Source organism: Kocuria sabuli (assembly GCF_040981185.1).
Taxonomy (GTDB): Bacteria; Actinomycetota; Actinomycetes; order Actinomycetales; family Micrococcaceae; genus Kocuria; species Kocuria sabuli.
Window position 1 is genome coordinate 132,552 of sequence record NZ_JAVHZE010000002.1, and the last position, 14,410, is coordinate 146,961.

12 protein-coding genes are annotated in these 14,410 nt (G+C 75.0%); 2 read left to right on the forward strand and 10 right to left on the reverse strand.

The features are described from left to right. The 5 genes from ligA to RE027_RS02900 form a co-directional block, all read right to left on the reverse strand. Entirely contained in the window at nt 1-2,337 is a 2,337-nt protein-coding gene (gene ligA, locus RE027_RS02880; RefSeq protein ID WP_368806731.1) for an NAD-dependent DNA ligase LigA, read from the reverse strand. An 80-nt stretch (nt 2,338-2,417) separates the two neighbouring features. Next, nucleotides 2,418-3,191, reverse strand: a complete 774-nt coding sequence (locus RE027_RS02885; protein ID WP_368806732.1) for a YqjF family protein — start codon at nt 3,189-3,191, stop codon at nt 2,418-2,420. Then, entirely contained in the window at nt 3,188-4,138 is a 951-nt protein-coding gene (locus RE027_RS02890) for a MaoC/PaaZ C-terminal domain-containing protein (RefSeq protein WP_368806944.1), read from the reverse strand. The genes RE027_RS02885 and RE027_RS02890 overlap by 4 nt, the downstream gene beginning before the upstream one ends. Before the next feature lie 2 nt (nt 4,139-4,140). Beyond that, nucleotides 4,141-5,523 carry a 3-oxoacyl-ACP reductase gene (locus RE027_RS02895; protein ID WP_368806733.1) on the reverse strand — a complete coding sequence of 461 codons (1,383 nt, stop codon included), beginning with the start codon at nt 5,521-5,523 and terminating at the stop codon, nt 4,141-4,143. Nucleotides 5,524-5,573: 50 nt separating this feature from the next. Further along, nucleotides 5,574-6,947 (reverse strand): acetyl-CoA C-acetyltransferase, encoded by a 1,374-nt coding sequence (locus tag RE027_RS02900; protein ID WP_438612409.1) that lies wholly within the window; start codon nt 6,945-6,947, stop codon nt 5,574-5,576. Between the two features lie 69 nt (nt 6,948-7,016). Here RE027_RS02900 and RE027_RS02905 point away from each other — a divergent pair, with 69 nt between their 5' ends. Both RE027_RS02905 and RE027_RS02910 read left to right on the forward strand, forming a co-directional pair. Continuing rightward, nucleotides 7,017-7,787 carry a TetR/AcrR family transcriptional regulator gene (locus tag RE027_RS02905; protein WP_368806734.1) on the forward strand — a complete coding sequence of 257 codons (771 nt, stop codon included), beginning with the start codon at nt 7,017-7,019 and terminating at the stop codon, nt 7,785-7,787. An 88-nt stretch (nt 7,788-7,875) separates the two neighbouring features. Continuing rightward, a complete protein-coding gene (locus RE027_RS02910; protein WP_368806735.1) occupies nt 7,876-10,227 on the forward strand; it encodes an acyl-CoA dehydrogenase family protein in 2,352 nt (783 codons plus the stop codon). Nucleotides 10,228-10,305: 78 nt separating this feature from the next. On the opposite strand, the gene RE027_RS02915 is transcribed toward RE027_RS02910, so the two are convergent. The 5 genes from RE027_RS02915 to RE027_RS02935 form a co-directional block, all read right to left on the reverse strand. Further along, entirely contained in the window at nt 10,306-10,824 is a 519-nt protein-coding gene (locus tag RE027_RS02915; protein ID WP_368806736.1) for an SRPBCC family protein, read from the reverse strand. 14 nt (nt 10,825-10,838) lie between these two features. Then, nucleotides 10,839-11,201: an ArsR/SmtB family transcription factor gene (locus tag RE027_RS02920; protein ID WP_368806737.1), complete on the reverse strand. Its 363-nt coding sequence runs from the start codon at nt 11,199-11,201 to the stop codon at nt 10,839-10,841. Beyond that, complete coding sequence (locus RE027_RS02925; RefSeq protein WP_368806738.1) at nt 11,185-12,228, reverse strand: hypothetical protein; 1,044 nt, start codon at nt 12,226-12,228, stop codon at nt 11,185-11,187. The genes RE027_RS02920 and RE027_RS02925 overlap by 17 nt, the downstream gene beginning before the upstream one ends. A 145-nt stretch (nt 12,229-12,373) precedes the next feature. Next, nucleotides 12,374-13,255 carry a PP2C family protein-serine/threonine phosphatase gene (locus tag RE027_RS02930; protein ID WP_368806739.1) on the reverse strand — a complete coding sequence of 294 codons (882 nt, stop codon included), beginning with the start codon at nt 13,253-13,255 and terminating at the stop codon, nt 12,374-12,376. Further along, on the reverse strand, nt 13,252-14,409 hold the full coding sequence (locus RE027_RS02935; protein ID WP_368806740.1) for an adenylate/guanylate cyclase domain-containing protein: 1,158 nt from the start codon (nt 14,407-14,409) through the stop codon (nt 13,252-13,254). Before RE027_RS02935 ends, RE027_RS02930 begins: the two co-directional genes overlap by 4 nt. Between the last annotated feature and the right edge of the window lies 1 nt (nt 14,410).

Below are 14,410 nucleotides of genomic sequence, written 5' to 3' on the forward strand. Positions count from 1 at the left end.
TCATTCCCCGTCCTCGTCGCCTGCGGCGTCGGCCGCGCTGTCCTGTGCCGTGCTGTCCTGTGCCGTGCTCCCGTCCGCCGGGCCGCTCTCCGCCGCACCGTCTGCCGCGCCGTCCGTCGCACCGTCGGGCGCGACGGCGTCCGGTCCCCCGGCCAGGAGGCGCTCGAAGCCCGCCTCGTCCAGCACGGGCACGCCGAGCTGCTCCGCCCTGTCCAGCTTGGTGCCCGCGCTCTCACCGGCCACCAGGAAATGGGTCTTCTTCGACACGGACCCGGAGGCCTTGCCGCCGCGCACCAGGACGGCCTCCTTCGCCGAGTCCCGGCTGAAGCGCTCGAGGGTGCCGGTGATGACCACCGTGGTCCCCTCTAGGGTGCGGGGCACGGACTCGTCGACCTCGTCCTCCATCCGCACGCCCGCGGCCGCCCAGCGCTCCACGATCTCGCACCGCCACGGCTCGGCGAACCACTCGGTGAGGGCGGCGGCGATGACCGGGCCCACGCCGTCGGCCTGGGCGAGGGTCTCCTCGTCGGCGTCGCGGAGGGCCTGCATCGAGCCGAACGCGGTGGCCAGGGAGCGGGCCGCGGTGGGCCCCACGTGCCGGACGGACAGCGCCACGAGGACCCGCCACAGCGGCTGGGACTTCGCCTTCTCCAGCTCCTCGAACAGCTTGCGGGTGGTGGCGGTGGGCTCGGACGGCTTCTTGGCCGTGCCCTTGGTCCAGAAGTACGGCACGAGCTCGGTCTCGCCCGTGGGGGCGCCGCGGGACTTCTTCTCCCGCCGGATCCGGACCTCGCGCAGGTCCTCGGGCGCGAGGTCGAACAGCTGGGCCTCGCTGGTCAGCGGCGGCGTGGCCGGCTCGTCAGGACCGGTCAGCGCGAGCGCCGACTCGTAGCCGAGGGCCTCGATGTCGAAGGCGCCGCGCCCGGCGGCGTGGAAGACCCGCTCCCGCAGCTGGGCGGGGCAGCTGCGGGCGTTGGGGCAGCGGATGTCGACGTCGCCCTCCTTGGCCGGGCGCAGCTCGGTGCCGCAGGACGGGCAGTGCGTGGGCATCACGAACTCCCGCTCGGTGCCGTCGCGCAGGGCGACCACGGGTCCCACGATCTCGGGGATGACGTCGCCGGCCTTGCGCAGCACCACGGTGTCCCCGATGAGCACGCCCTTGGCCCTCACCACGTCCTGGTTGTGCAGGGTCGCCATCTCGACCGTGGACCCGGCGACCCGCACGGGCTCCATCAGCCCGAACGGGGTGACCCGCCCGGTGCGGCCCACGTTGACCAGGATGTCCCTGAGCTTCGTGTGCACCTCCTCCGGCGGATACTTGTAGGCCACGGACCAGCGGGGGACCCGCGACGTGTGCCCGAGCCGGAACTGGGTCCGGCGGTCGTCGACCTTGACCACGATGCCGTCGATCTCGTGGATGAGGTCGTGGCGGCGGCGGCCGAACTCCTCGATGAAGGCCAGGACCTCCTCCGTGGAGGACAGCACCCGGCAGTACGGGCTGACGGGCAGGCCCCACCGCTCGAGCTGCGCGTAGACCCCGGACTGGGTGTCCGCGCGCAGGCCGGTGGCCGCGCCGATGCCGTGCACGTACATGGACAGCCGGCGCCGGGCCGTGACCTCGGGGTCCTTCTGCCGCAGGGAGCCCGCCGCGGCGTTGCGGGGGTTGGCGAACGGTGCCCTGCCCCCGGCGACGATCGCCTCGTTGAGCGCGCGGAAGTCCCGGGAGGAGATGAACACCTCGCCGCGGATCTCGACCTCCTCGGGGAGGTCGTCGCCGGTGAGGGTCGTGGGGATGGTGGCGATGGTGCGGACGTTGTGCGTGACGTCCTCGCCGGTCGTGCCGTCGCCGCGGGTCGCGGCCCGCACGAGCTCGCCGTCGCGGTAGAGCAGGTTCACGGCCAGCCCGTCGATCTTCAGCTCGGTCAGCCACGCGGAGTCCGGGGCGTCGGGCAGCGCCTCGATCGCGGCGGCGGCCTTGTCCATCCAGGCGGTGAGCTCGTCGATCGAGAACACGTCCTCGAGGGAGTACATCCGCGCGAGGTGGGTCACCGGGGCGAACGCCGCGGAGACCTCCCCGCCGACCTCCTGGGTGGGCGAGTCGTTGGCCACCAGCTCGGGGTTGAGCGCCTCGATCTCCTCGAGCCGGCGGTAGAGCCTGTCGTACTCCGCGTCCGGGACGGTGGGGGCGTCCTCCACGTAGTAGGCGGTCCGGGCCCGGCGCACGCGCTCCACGAGCTCCGCGTACTCCTCCTTGAGGTCCTCGCGCGGCGGGGCCGGGTTGAGGTCCTGACCGGTGGCGTCGACGGGACGGGCGTCTGTGCTGTGCTGTGGGCTCACCCGACCATTGTGGCCCACGCTCCGGACACGCTCGGCGCGGCGCCACGGCGCCGGACCGGTGCCGGTCCGGCGCCGTCTGCTCAGCGCGGGTCGCCCAGGCCCAGCGGCAGCCCGAAGCCCGTGCGCACGCCCGGGGAGCACAGCACGCTGTCGGGGGGCCGGGCCGCGAGCTCCCGGAACCCCGAAGCCTGCACCAGGGAGTCCTCGAGCGCCAGGAGCTCGCCGCGGTGCAGGGGCCACGGACCGTGGGTGTTGGGCACCCAGAGGGGCCGGCCCCACCACGGGGTGTGCAGCCCGAAGCGCGCGGTGAGGAACACCTCGAGCGGCTCGGGCCGGTCGATCCGCTCCCCCACCGCCACCCGCAGGTGGCTCGCCGGGCGGCTCCGCCGGGACGGTCCGCGGCGCCGGCTGCGGTAGTCGAGCACGGTCCGGCCGCGGGCATCCTGCTCCCGGGCGAAGCGCATCCGGGCCCAGCGGTAGGGCACGTCCAGCAGGCCCCGGGCCCCCAGCACGACCGCCGCCCGCTCGGCCTCGAGCGTGCGGAACACCACGCCCCGGCGGCCCTGGTCGTCCACCGAGTACGTGCGGACGTTGAGCTCCAGGAAGCTGCCGAGCCACGGGACGCCGCCCCGTCCGAGCAGGCCCGCCCCCTCCATCCGGAACGGGACCAGGCCCACCCACGCGTGGCCGTCGAACAGGTCCGGGCGGACCCCGCGGGGCAGCAGCGGGGCCACCAGGGCCGGGTCGGTCCGCCAGTGCACGAAGCACGCGTCCCGCCACCACTGCTCGGAGACCCGGGGCGTGGGCAGGGGCGGCCCCTGGGGGCTCAGCGGACGTGGCGGGCGGCCGGTCACGGCCCGAGCCGCTCGACCGCTCCCGTGAAGTGCGGGCGGCCGCGGCGGGGGTCCCAGCCGACGTAGTCGGAGCGCCGCCACTGCGCGCCCCGCCCGTCGTCGGAGACCGCGACCGCCACCGTGCCGGGGAGCAGGACGGGGGCGGCGAACTCGACCGTCCAGCGGAACGCCGTCCCGGCCGGGACCCCGACCTCGGCCAGCGCGCGGGAGGCGGAGTACATGCCGTGGGCGATCGTCCCCCTCATCCCGAGCGCCCGGGCCGTGGGCCCGGAGAGGTGGATGGGGTTCCAGTCCCCGCTCACGGCGGCGTAGTCCCGCCCCGTTCCGGCCGGCAGCTGCCAGCGCCCCGTCGGTGCGGGCGGCACGATCTCCCGGCGCGGCGCGTCGTCGGCCGTGCCCGGCACGCGGACGCCCTTGGCGAGGTAGGTCGAGCGGCCCGTCCAGACGACCTCGCCGTCCTCCCGGGAGAACCGGGCGACGACGTCGACCTGCGCCCCGGCCCGGTGCGGGCGCAGCCGCTCGGCGTGCGCCGTGGCGGTGAGGTCCTCCCCCACCGCGACGGCGCCGCGGTGCTCGACCTCGTTGGCCAGGTGCACCATGCCCAGCACCGGCAGCGGGAAGTCCCGGCGGATGAGCACGCTCATGGCCACGGGGAACGCGAGGGCGTGCAGGTGGCCGGAGAACGCCTCGGTCCCGCCCGGGCCCTCCCGCAGCGGTGCCCCGACCGTGCGGCAGAACGCCTCGTGCCCGGGGGCGTCGACGACCACGCCCTCGACCACGTGCTCCACGGCGGGCAGCGCGGGCGGCCCGGGGCGGCGGCCGGGCCGCCGGGCCGCGAGGCCGCGGGTCAGCGCCCCGCCGGCGGCCCCGGCCGCGGCACGGGCGTAGAGCCCGCCGAGGGAGGGGACGTCGGTGAGGACCACCTGTTCGCGCGGGGTGCCGTCCATGCTCACGCCCCCACCAGGTTCTGCCCGCACACGCGCAGCGTCTGTCCGTTGACGCCGCCGGCGGCGTCCGAGGCGAGGAACAGCACGGCCTGCGCCACGTCCTCCGGCAGCCCGCCCTGCTGCAGGGAATTCAGCCGGCGGGCCACCTGGCGGCGGGCCGCCGGGATCCGGGCGGTCATCTCGGTCTCGATGAACCCGGGGGCCACGGCGTTGACGGTGCCGCCGCGGGCGGCGAGCCGCGGCGCCGTGGCCGCGACCATCCCGATCACCCCGGCCTTGGAGGCGGCGTAGTTCGTCTGGCCGCGGTTGCCGGCCACCCCGCTCGTGGAGGCCAGGCAGACGATCCGCGGGGCCTCCCCCAGCCCCTCGCCCGCCAGGAGCTGCTCGTTCATCCGCAGCTGCGACTCGAGGTTCACGGCGAGCACCGAGGACCAGCGGGACTCGTCCATGTTGGCCAGCAGCTTGTCCCGGGTGATCCCGGCGTTGTGCACCACCACGTCGAGGCGGCCGAAGCGCTCCCGGGCGAGAGCGAGGATCCGCTCCCCGGCGCGCTCGTCCGTGACGTCGAGCTGGAGGGCCACGGCACGGATCTCGTTGGCCAGCGCCGCGAGGGGCTCGCCCGCGGCGGGGACGTCGACGACGACGACGCGGGCACCGGCCTCGGTGAGCGTGCGGGCGATCCGGGCGCCGATCCCGCGGGCCGCGCCGGTGACCGCGGCGACCTTGCCCCGCAGCGGGGCCTCCCAGTCGACCGGCAGCTGCCCGGCATCGTCGCCGACCGTGAGGAACTGCCCGGAGACGAAGGCGCTGCGCCCCGAGAGCAGGAAGCGCAGGGCACCGAGCACGCTCGGCGCCTCGGGGGCCACGCCCTCGGCGAGCAGCACGCCGTTGGCGGTGGCCCCGCCGCGCATCTCCTGGGCCACGGAGCGCAGCAGGCCCACCACCGCCTGGCGGGCCGCGGCCACGGCCGGGGCGAGCGGCTCGGCCGCCGCCGGGGTGGCCGAGGCCGCGCCCGCGCCGATGCCCGGCGCGGGCCGGGACACGGTGACCACCCGGCCGCCGGGGGCGAGCGAGCGCAGCGCCGCACCCAGGCCGAGCGCGGGCTCGGTCAGGTCCGCGGGCTCCGCGAGCTCGGTGAGGGCGAGCACGACGGCCCCGAAGCGGTGGACGTCCTCGGGGTGGCGGCGCACGTCGAGGTCCCAGCCGAGCAGGGTCCCCGCGATCCGGTCCGCCTCCTCCCCGCGGCCCAGCACGAGGACGGGGCCGGGGACCAGCGGGGCCCCCGCCCGGTGCCGGCGCAGCCGGGCCGGGGCCGGCAGGCCGAGCTGGCGGGCGAGCTTCGCCCCGGGCGCGGAGCTGACGAGGTCGAGATAGGTGTCTGCCATGGAAGGAGTCCTTGCTGTGCTGGTCGGTGGAGGGGCCGCGGGGACGGGGGTCAGCGGGCTTCGAGGACCGCGGTGACGCCCAGTCCGCCGGCGGCGCACACGGAGATGAGCCCGCGCGCCGGGCGCCCGGTCTCGTCGGCGCGCTCGCGCAGCAGCTTGGCCAGGGTCCCGACGATGCGGCCGCCGGTCGCGGCGAAGGGGTGCCCGGCCGCCAGGGAGGAGCCCGTGACGTTGAGCCGGCTGCGGTCCACGGTGCCGAAGGCGCCGTCCAGGCCGAGGCGCTCGCGGCCGAACTGCTCGTCCTCCCACGCGGCGAGGGCCGAGAGCACGGTCGCGGCGAACGCCTCGTGGATCTCCACGAAGTCGAAGTCGTCCAGGGCCAGGCCCTGGCGGGCCAGCAGCCGGGGGACGGCGTAGACGCCGGCCATGAGCAGCCCCTCGTCCCCGTGCACGAAGTCGACCGCGGCCGCCTCGACGTCCACGACGTCGGCGAGCACGGGCAGGGAGTGCTCGGCCGCCCAGTCCTCGGAGGCGAGCAGCACGGTGGAGGCGCCGTCGGTGAGCGCCGTGGAGTTGCCGGCCGTCATCGTCGCCTCGGCGTCGAGGGACCTGCCGAAGACCGGCTTGAGCCCCGCCAGCTTCTCGACGGAGCTGTCCGGGCGCATGTTGTTGTCCCGGGACACCCCGCGGAACGGGGTGACGAGGTCGTCGAAGAACCCGCGGTCGTAGGCCGCGGCGAGGTTGCGGTGGCTCGCGGCGGCGAGCTCGTCCTGGGCCTCGCGGGAGATGCCCCAGCGGGCGGTGGTGAGCGCCTGGTGCTCGCCCATGGACAGGCCCGTGCGCGGCTCCCCGGTGCCGGGGGCCACCGGCCTGAGGTCGGCCGGGCGCAGCCCCGCCAGGGCCTTGAGCTTCTGCGAAGTGGTCTTCGCCCTGCTGAGCTGGAGCAGCGCCCGGCGCAGCCCCTCGCTCACCACGATCGGGGCGTCCGAGGCGGAGTCCACGCCGCCGGCGACGGCCGAGTCGATCTGGCCCAGCCGGATCTTGTTGACCAGGGTGGAGACGGCCTCCATCCCGGTGGCGCAGGCCTGCTGCACGTCGAAGGCGGGGGTGCGCGGGTCCAGGACCGAGCCGAGCACGGACTCGCGGGTGAGGTTGAAGTCCTTGGGGTGCTTGAGCACGGCGCCGGCCGCGACCTCGCCGATGCGCTCGCCGGCGAGGCCGTAGCGGGCGGCGAGGCCGTCGAGGGCGGCGGTGAGCATGTCCTGGTTGCCGGCGCTCGCGTAGGCGCCGTGGGCGCGGGCGAAGGGGATGCGGTTGGCCCCGACGACGACGGCGCGGCGGGTCACGCCCGTGCGCTCGGCGCCGCTGGGGGTCGTGCGCTCGGCGGTGGGGTCGGCGGTCTGCTCGGGGGTGGACTCGGTCACAGGGAACTCCTCGGTGGTGTTGTGATGACGATCACGTCACGAACGACAATACCTGATACTCTGGGTATCGTGAAAGACGTCGACATTCCCGAGCCCGCCGACTCCGAGGCGGCGGCGCCCGCCGTGGACGGCAGGTCCTCCCGCTGGGCCCGGCACCGCGCCCAGCGGCGCACGGAGCTCATCCGCACGGCCCGCGGCGCCGTGGACGAGCTCGGGGCGCAGGCGTCCATGGAGGAGATCGCGTCCGCGTGCCGGACGTCCAAGTCCGTGTACTACCGGTACTTCGGGGACAAGGCGGGGCTGCAGCGGGCCGTCGGCGAGTACACCGTGACCCGGATGCGGGACCGGCTGGAGGAGGCGGCCCGCGCGGCCGGCAGCTTCGAGGACACGGTCGAGGCGATGGTCGCGGAGTACCTGCTCGGCATCGAGCGCTCCGCCGCGGTGTACCGCTTCGTCGTGGCCCTGCCGCCCGACTCCGGCCGCTCCCGCCACGAGCGGCACCGCGCCGAGCGGTCCCGCGGCGATCGCGCCGGCAAGGACGAGGACGAGGCCGACGGGGAGCGCTACGTGATCCAGGAGTTCGTCGAGTCCGTCACCGCCCTGCTGGCGCAGGCGCACGTGCGCCACTCCCCCGCCGCCCAGCGCCTGGAGGAGCCGGTGCTCGGCTACTGGGCGGCGTCCACGATCGGAATGGTGCGCGGCGCCGGCGAGGCCTGGATGAACACCCCCGGCGGGGCGCAGCGCCCGTCCCGCGAGCGGATGACCGAGCTGATCGTGGGCTGGGCCGTCGACGGGCTGCGCCCGCCCGGCGCGCCCGTGCCGGAGCAGCCCTCCACCTGACCACCGTCCCGGGCCGGGCGAACCCCGGCCGGCCCGTCCACCCCGTGACCGCACCGGCCACCGCCGGTCACCCACGACAGGAGCGAGCATGACCACCACCGTCGACCGACCCGTCCGCGCCACCGCGGACACCACCGACCTCACGGCGCCCGCCGTCGACGTCGCCGCGCTGGGCGAGGTGCTGCTCGGGCGCTGGGCCGAGGTCCGGCGGCAGACCCGCCGGATGCTGCTCGACGAGCGGCTGCACGACCGGCCGGGCCTCACCCACCACGAGCACCGCGAGCGCGTGCTGGGCCAGCTGCACCTGCTGGTCGAGCACGGGGCCATGAGCCGGGGCCTGCCGAAGGAGTACGGCGGGCACGACGACCCCGGCGGCAACGTCTCCAACTTCGAGGAGCTGCTGCTCGGCGACCCGTCGATGCAGATCAAGGCCGGGGTGCAGTGGGGCCTGTTCGGCTCCGCCGTGCTCAACCTCGGCACCGAGGAGCACCACCGCCGGTGGCTCCCGGACATCCGTGACCTGCGGACCCCAGGCGTGTTCGCGATGACCGAGATCGGCCACGGCTCCGACGTCGCCTCGATCGGCACCACGGCCACCTACGACCCGGCCACCGAGCAGTTCGAGATCCACACCCCCTTCAAGGCCGCGTGGAAGGACTACCTCGGCAACGCCGCCCTGCACGGGCGCGCCGCCGTGGTCTTCGCGCAGCTGGTGACGCTCGGCGTCAACCACGGGGTGCACGCCTTCTACGTGGACATCCGCGACGAGGACGGCCGCTTCCTGCCGGGCGTCGGCGGCGAGGACGACGGCCACAAGGGCGGGCTCAACGGCATCGACAACGGCCGGCTGCACTTCACCCGGGTCCGCGTCCCGCGCACGCACCTGCTCGACAAGTACGGCCACGTGGCCGCCGACGGCTCCTACAGCTCGCCGATCGCGAGCCCGGGCCGCCGGTTCTTCACGATGATCGGCACCCTCGTGCAGGGCCGGGTCTCCCTGGACGGCGCGGCGGTGCTGGCGAACAAGGCCGCGCTGACCATCGCGATCCGCTACGGCATCGAGCGGCGCCAGTTCAACGCGTCCTCGGACGTCCAGGAGGAGGTGCTGCTGGACTACCAGCAGCACCAGCGCCGGCTGCTGCCCCGGCTCGCCGAGACGTACGCCATGCACTTCGCCCACCAGGAGCTGCTGGACAAGTACGACGGCGTCTTCTCCGGCCGCGAGGACACCGACGAGAACCGCCAGGACCTCGAGACCCTCGCCGCGGCGCTTAAGGCGCTGTCCACGTGGAGCGCCCTCGAGACCGTGCAGGAGTGCCGCGAGGCCTGCGGCGGCGCGGGCTTCCTGACGAAGAACCGGCTGACCTCCCTGCGGCACGACCTCGACATCTACGCGACGTTCGAGGGCGACAACACGGTGCTGCTGCAGCTCGTGGCCAAGCGGCTGCTCTCCGACTGGGCGGACGAGTTCAAGCAGGTGGACATGGGGGTGATGGCCCGCTACGTGGCGGGCCGGGCCACCGAGGCGACCTACCATCGCTCGGGGCTGCGCAAGCTGGGGCAGGCGTTCCGCGACACCGGGGACGTGCGCCGCTCCGTCAACGCCCTGCGGGACGAGTCCGCCCAGCACGCGCTGCTGACGGACCGGGTGGAGACCATGGTCGCGGAGATCGCGGAGAACCTGCGGCCCAGCGCCAAGCTGCCCCGCGCGGAGGCCGCGGCGCTGTTCAACCGGAACCAGCACCGGATCATCGCCACGGCCCGCGCCCACGCGGAGCTGCTGCAGTGGGAGGCCTTCACCCGGGGCCTGGCCCAGGTCGAGGACCCGGGCACCCGCACGGTGCTGACCTGGCTGCGCGACGTGTTCGGGCTGCGGCTGATCGAGAAGAACCTCGCGTGGTACCTCTCCTACGGCCGGCTGTCCATGCGGCGCGGGCGCAGCCTCGACGAGTACATCGACCGGCTGCTGGCCCGGCTGCGCCCGTACGCGCTCGATCTCGTCGAGGCGTTCGAGCTCGCTCCGGAGCACCTGCGGGCCGAGATCGCCACGGGGATCGAGGCGCAGCGCCAGGAGGAGGCCGCCGAGCACTACCGCCGGCTGCGCGCCTCGGGCAGCGCGCCCGTCAAGGAGCGGGCGCCGCGCACGGAGGCCGCGACCACCGCCGCCGGCGCCCCGGGCGAGAAGGCCGCCGACGAGGCGACGGACGAGCGGAGGAAGGAGCGCCGGGCGGAGAAGCAGGCGGAGCGGCGGGCCGAGCGCAAGCACGAGCGCCGGCTCGAGCTCAAGCCGCGGAAGCTGGCGGCGAGACGGGCCGCGAGCACCGGGGCCGCCGGTGACCCGCCGGCCGGGCAGGTCACCGGGCAGGTCACGGGGCAGCAGCCCGGGGACCCGGCCGCCGGCCCGGTTCCGCCCGCCGCGGCGGAGGCGCAGCAGGCCTGACGCCGGGCCCACGGCCACGACGCCGCCCCGGGGGCTCCGGGGCGGCGTCGTCGTGCCGCACGGCCGGGCGGGCGGCGCTCAGTGCGCGGCGGCGGCGCCCCCGGTCCGGTCCGATCCGGCGAGGAGGTCGTCGATCTGGCCCATGGCCTGGCGCATGCCCTCCTCCATGCCCATGGCCAGCATCTGCTCCAGCTGCTCGGCGCTCTCGAAGGTGGAGTGCGTGGTCATGCGGGTGCGGCCGCCGACGTCCTCGAGCGTGACGACCGCGTGGGTGGTGCCCATGGCCGGGTCGGCCTCGCCGCGCTCGTCGGCGAAGCCGTCGTCGAACTCGAGGCGGTGCGGGGCGTCCACGGCGGTGACCGCCCACCAGCCACGGGCCTTCTCGCCGCCGGGACCGGTCATGTGGTAGCGGCACCGCCCGCCCGGCCTGAGCTCGTGCTGCTCGAAGGTGGCGGGCCACTCGGGCGGCCCCCACCAGCGCTCGAGCCGGCGCGGGTCCTCCCACACCTGCCAGACCCGTTCGAGGCTCGCGTCGAACTCGGCGACGAAGGTGAGGCTCAGCGCCTCCACGTCCCTCTGCACATCGATGACCGGCATGTCCTGGTTCCTTCCTACTCCGCCCCCCGGCCCCCGGGGGGCACCTCCTCGGCGAGGAGGTCGTCGATGCGGCGGGCGCGCCCGTGCCAGAGCTCCTCGTAGGACTCCAGCAGCCGGGCCGCCCGGTGGAGCGTGCCCGGCTCGGCGTGCACCACCTGTTCGCGCCCGCGCCGCTGCTTGGTGACCAGCGAGGCCCGTTCGAGCACCGCCACGTGCTTCTGCACCGCCGCGAAGCTCATCGCGTAGTGGCCCGCCAGTGCGGAGACCGACTGCTCCTGCCGCAGCACCCGCGTCACGATGTCCCGCCGGGTGGCGTCCGCGAGCGCCCGGAAGATGCGGTCGACCTCGTCGTTCGTCAGCTCATTTCCTACAACCATTTGGTTGTAGGTTACTCCCCGCGGCGCCCGCGGACAAGGGGTCACCGGCGGGGACGGCTCGGAACAGCCCGGCCGGGCCGGTGAGGTACCGGTGCAGCCCGTGGGCCACGATCGTGTTGCCCAGGGCGTTGAGGTGCTTGCGGTCGCTGCCGACCACCGAGCGCGGCGGCAGGCCGAGGGCCAGCCACCGCCGGTCCTCCGCGGAGGTGCCGATCCGGTGGGGCCGCAGCGCGGGCAGGGCCCACAGCCGCGGGTCGCGCAGGTCCTCCATCGTGTCGTGGTAGGCCGGCCCGTACTCCGCGCGGTAGGCGGCGTTGACGGCGCGCACCTGCTCCCAGCCGGCGGTGCCGCGGCGGTCTCGGTAGGTGTGCCAGTGGCCCATCACCACCGACCGGGCCGGCTCCACCCCCCAGGCCGCCCGGGTGTCGGCGAGCACCCCGCCGGGGTCCTCGATGTTGTTCTTGCCCGTCCAGAAGAGATGGGCCTGCCCGCGGTGGCGGCCCTCCAGGCCGGTGTGCCACCAGCTCGCCGGCCCGGGCCCGACCTCGACCTCGGGTCCGGGGACGTCCCGGCGGAGGACCACCGTGCCCGCCCGGTCCGCCACCGCCCGGATCGAGCAGGCGACCCCGGAGACGGTGCCCGGCAGGGCGATCCATTCACTCGGCACGCGCCCGTCGACGGTGGGGACGATCACCTGCCCCGCGGCCGGCAGCCGCCAGCCCCTCGAGCCCAGGTCCGGCCGGTACGGGTGGTCGTGGCTGCGCATCGCCAGCGTCTGCCACGACTCGTCGCCGCCGACGGCCCGGCAGGTGCCGGGTGCGCCCAGGAGTCGCGCGAGGAGGGTGTGGACGCGCACCGCGGCGTGACCGGGCGGGCGCTCGCGGTGCAGGCCGCCCGCGGCGGAGGACGAGCCCCACAGCACGAACCCGGGGCCCTGCGGCACGGGCGGGACGAGCGTGCTGCCGAGGGCCCCGGAGACCGCCAGCAGCGCCCCGGAGCGGAGCAGGGAACGGCGCGACACAACCATGTTCCCCAAGGTAGGTACGACGACCGGGCGGATGACCCGTTGTGACGGTTCATGATCGCCCCATTTGGGGGGATGTCGTACCCGCTGCGGGGGACACCGCCGCCGGAGCGGGTGCCCCCGGCCCGGCCACGCCCCCGGTCACCGCTCAGACGCCGGCGGCGTACTCCTCCGGCGTCACGGCGTCGGCGACGATCACCGTGACGTTGTCCCGTCCGCCGGTGCGCAGGGCGGCCTGCAGGAGGACGTCGGCGGCCTCCCTGGGGTGCGGCACCGAGCTCAGCACCCGGGCCATGTGGGCGGGACTGAGCTCGTTGGTCAGCCCGTCCGAGCACAGCATCAGCCGCTCCCCGGGCCGGGCGGGCAGCACCCACACGTCCGGTTCCCACACCTGGCCGGTGCCCAGGGCCCGGGTGATCACGTTGCGCCGCGGGTGCACCAGCGCCTGCGCGGAGGTGAGCTGGCCGATCGAGACGAGGTACTGCACCTCGGAGTGGTCCACGGTGAGCTGCTCGAGGGCCGGGGCGCCGTCCGGGCCCGCCCCGGGCGCCACGAGGCGGTAGGTCCGGGAGTCGCCCGTGTTGAAGACGAGCCACAGCATGCGCCCGTCGACCTGCGCCAGCCACACCCCGGTGACCGTGGTCCCCGCCCGGCCCTCGCAGGCCTGCTGGATGTGCTGGTCCGCCTGCCACAGCACCGAGCGCACGCGCCGGACCGCCTCGATCGCCTCGTTGGGGATCTCCGGGTCCAGCCGCAGCTCCCGCTCCACGGTGGCCCGGAAGCGCAGGATGTCCAGGGGCGGCTCCGGCTCCTGGACCTCGAAGTCGCTGAAGTCCTCGAGCCGGAACAGCGGGGACGCGCCGAGCGTGCGCACGCACAGGGCGCTGGCGACCTCACCGGCCTCGTGCCCGCCCATCCCGTCCGCCACGGCGCACATCGTGGCGGTGACCACCAGGGCGTCCTCGTTGGACTCCCGGCGCAGGCCGCGGTCGGTGGCCGCTCCGGCCCGGATGACGAGAGGTGCGCTCATTCGAAGTCGACCTCCAGCCCGGGACCGACGCCCTGGGAGAGCGCGACGGGCTGGACGTCGCCGAAGCCCCGCACGTTGCGCGTGGCCTGCGGGAGCAGGATGAACCGGTCGTCGCCGGAGAGCACGGCGGCGGTCGAGGCGTCCAGGAGCACGGAGCCCGGGTCGGTGAGCGCCACGAGCCGGGAGGCCAGGTTCACCGTGGGACCGTAGATGTCGCCCATCCGCGGCAGCACCCGCCCCCACACGAAGGCCACCCGGGCCTGCGGGAGCTCGGGGTCGTCGCGGATGGCACGGGACAGGGCCAGGGAGATCTGGGCCCCGCCCTGCGGGGACTCGGCGAGGAACATGACCTCGTCCCCGATGGTCTTGATGAGCCGGCCGCCGCCCACCGCGATCACCTCGGCGCAGCGCTGCTCGAAGCGCTGCACGAGGTTGGCCAGGGTGCGCTCGTTCATCTGCCGGGACAGGGAGGTGTAGGAGACGAGGTCGGCGAAGCCCACCCCGCGCGCGAGCGGGAGGATGGACGACGCCCCGTCCTCGTCGGTCGGGCCGGTGGCGGTGGAGCCGTCCGGGCGCTCCACGCGCATCGCCAGCCGCTGCACGGCGGCGTTCATCTGGCGCCGCCACGAGTAGACGAGCAGCTTCTCGATGGCGTCGATGAGGTCCGGGAGCAGGTGCAGCAGCTGCCGGCGGGCGGCGGCGTCGGTCATGCCGCCGTGCACGACCATGTCCTCGACGAGGGCCTCGACCTGCCACACGACCATGCGGTCCGTCATCTGCCCGATCGACCGGACCAGGGACAGCGCCGCCTCCTCGGTGACCTTCTCCTCGAGGACCATGGTGGAGAGCACCCGCAGGGCCTCGGAGTCCTGCTCGGTGAACCAGACGTCGTCGTCGGTGAGGTTCGGGAAGCCCAGCGCCCGCCACACCTTCCGCGAGGACAGCAGGGACAGCCCGCCGCGGCGTGCGGCCTCGCGGCGGCGCAGGCCGCGCTCCGAGCCCAGGAGGGTCCGCTCCAGGGCCTGCACGGCCGCCTTCGACTCGTCCGAGCGGTAGAGGTTCGCCTGCACGGGGTTGTGCAGGTTCAGGTTCAGCTGCTCCGTCTGGGGGCCGAGCGCCGGCTCGCCCCGGCGCTCCGGGTCCTCACTGGCCACG

Excerpts from the sequence above, each read along its gene's own strand:
- RE027_RS02890 (WP_368806944.1), bottom strand. The coding sequence starts at position 4,138 with ATGGACGGCACCCCGCGCGAACAGGTGGTCCTCACCGACGTCCCCTCC.
- RE027_RS02910 (WP_368806735.1), top strand. The coding sequence starts at position 7,876 with ATGACCACCACCGTCGACCGACCCGTCCGCGCCACCGCGGACACCACC.
- RE027_RS02915 (WP_368806736.1), bottom strand. The coding sequence starts at position 10,824 with ATGCCGGTCATCGATGTGCAGAGGGACGTGGAGGCGCTGAGCCTCACC.
- RE027_RS02895 (WP_368806733.1), bottom strand. The coding sequence starts at position 5,523 with ATGGCAGACACCTATCTCGACCTCGTCAGCTCCGCGCCCGGGGCGAAG.
- RE027_RS02925 (WP_368806738.1), bottom strand. The coding sequence starts at position 12,228 with ATGGTTGTGTCGCGCCGTTCCCTGCTCCGCTCCGGGGCGCTGCTGGCG.
- RE027_RS02930 (WP_368806739.1), bottom strand. The coding sequence starts at position 13,255 with ATGAGCGCACCTCTCGTCATCCGGGCCGGAGCGGCCACCGACCGCGGC.
- RE027_RS02920 (WP_368806737.1), bottom strand. The coding sequence starts at position 11,201 with ATGGTTGTAGGAAATGAGCTGACGAACGACGAGGTCGACCGCATCTTC.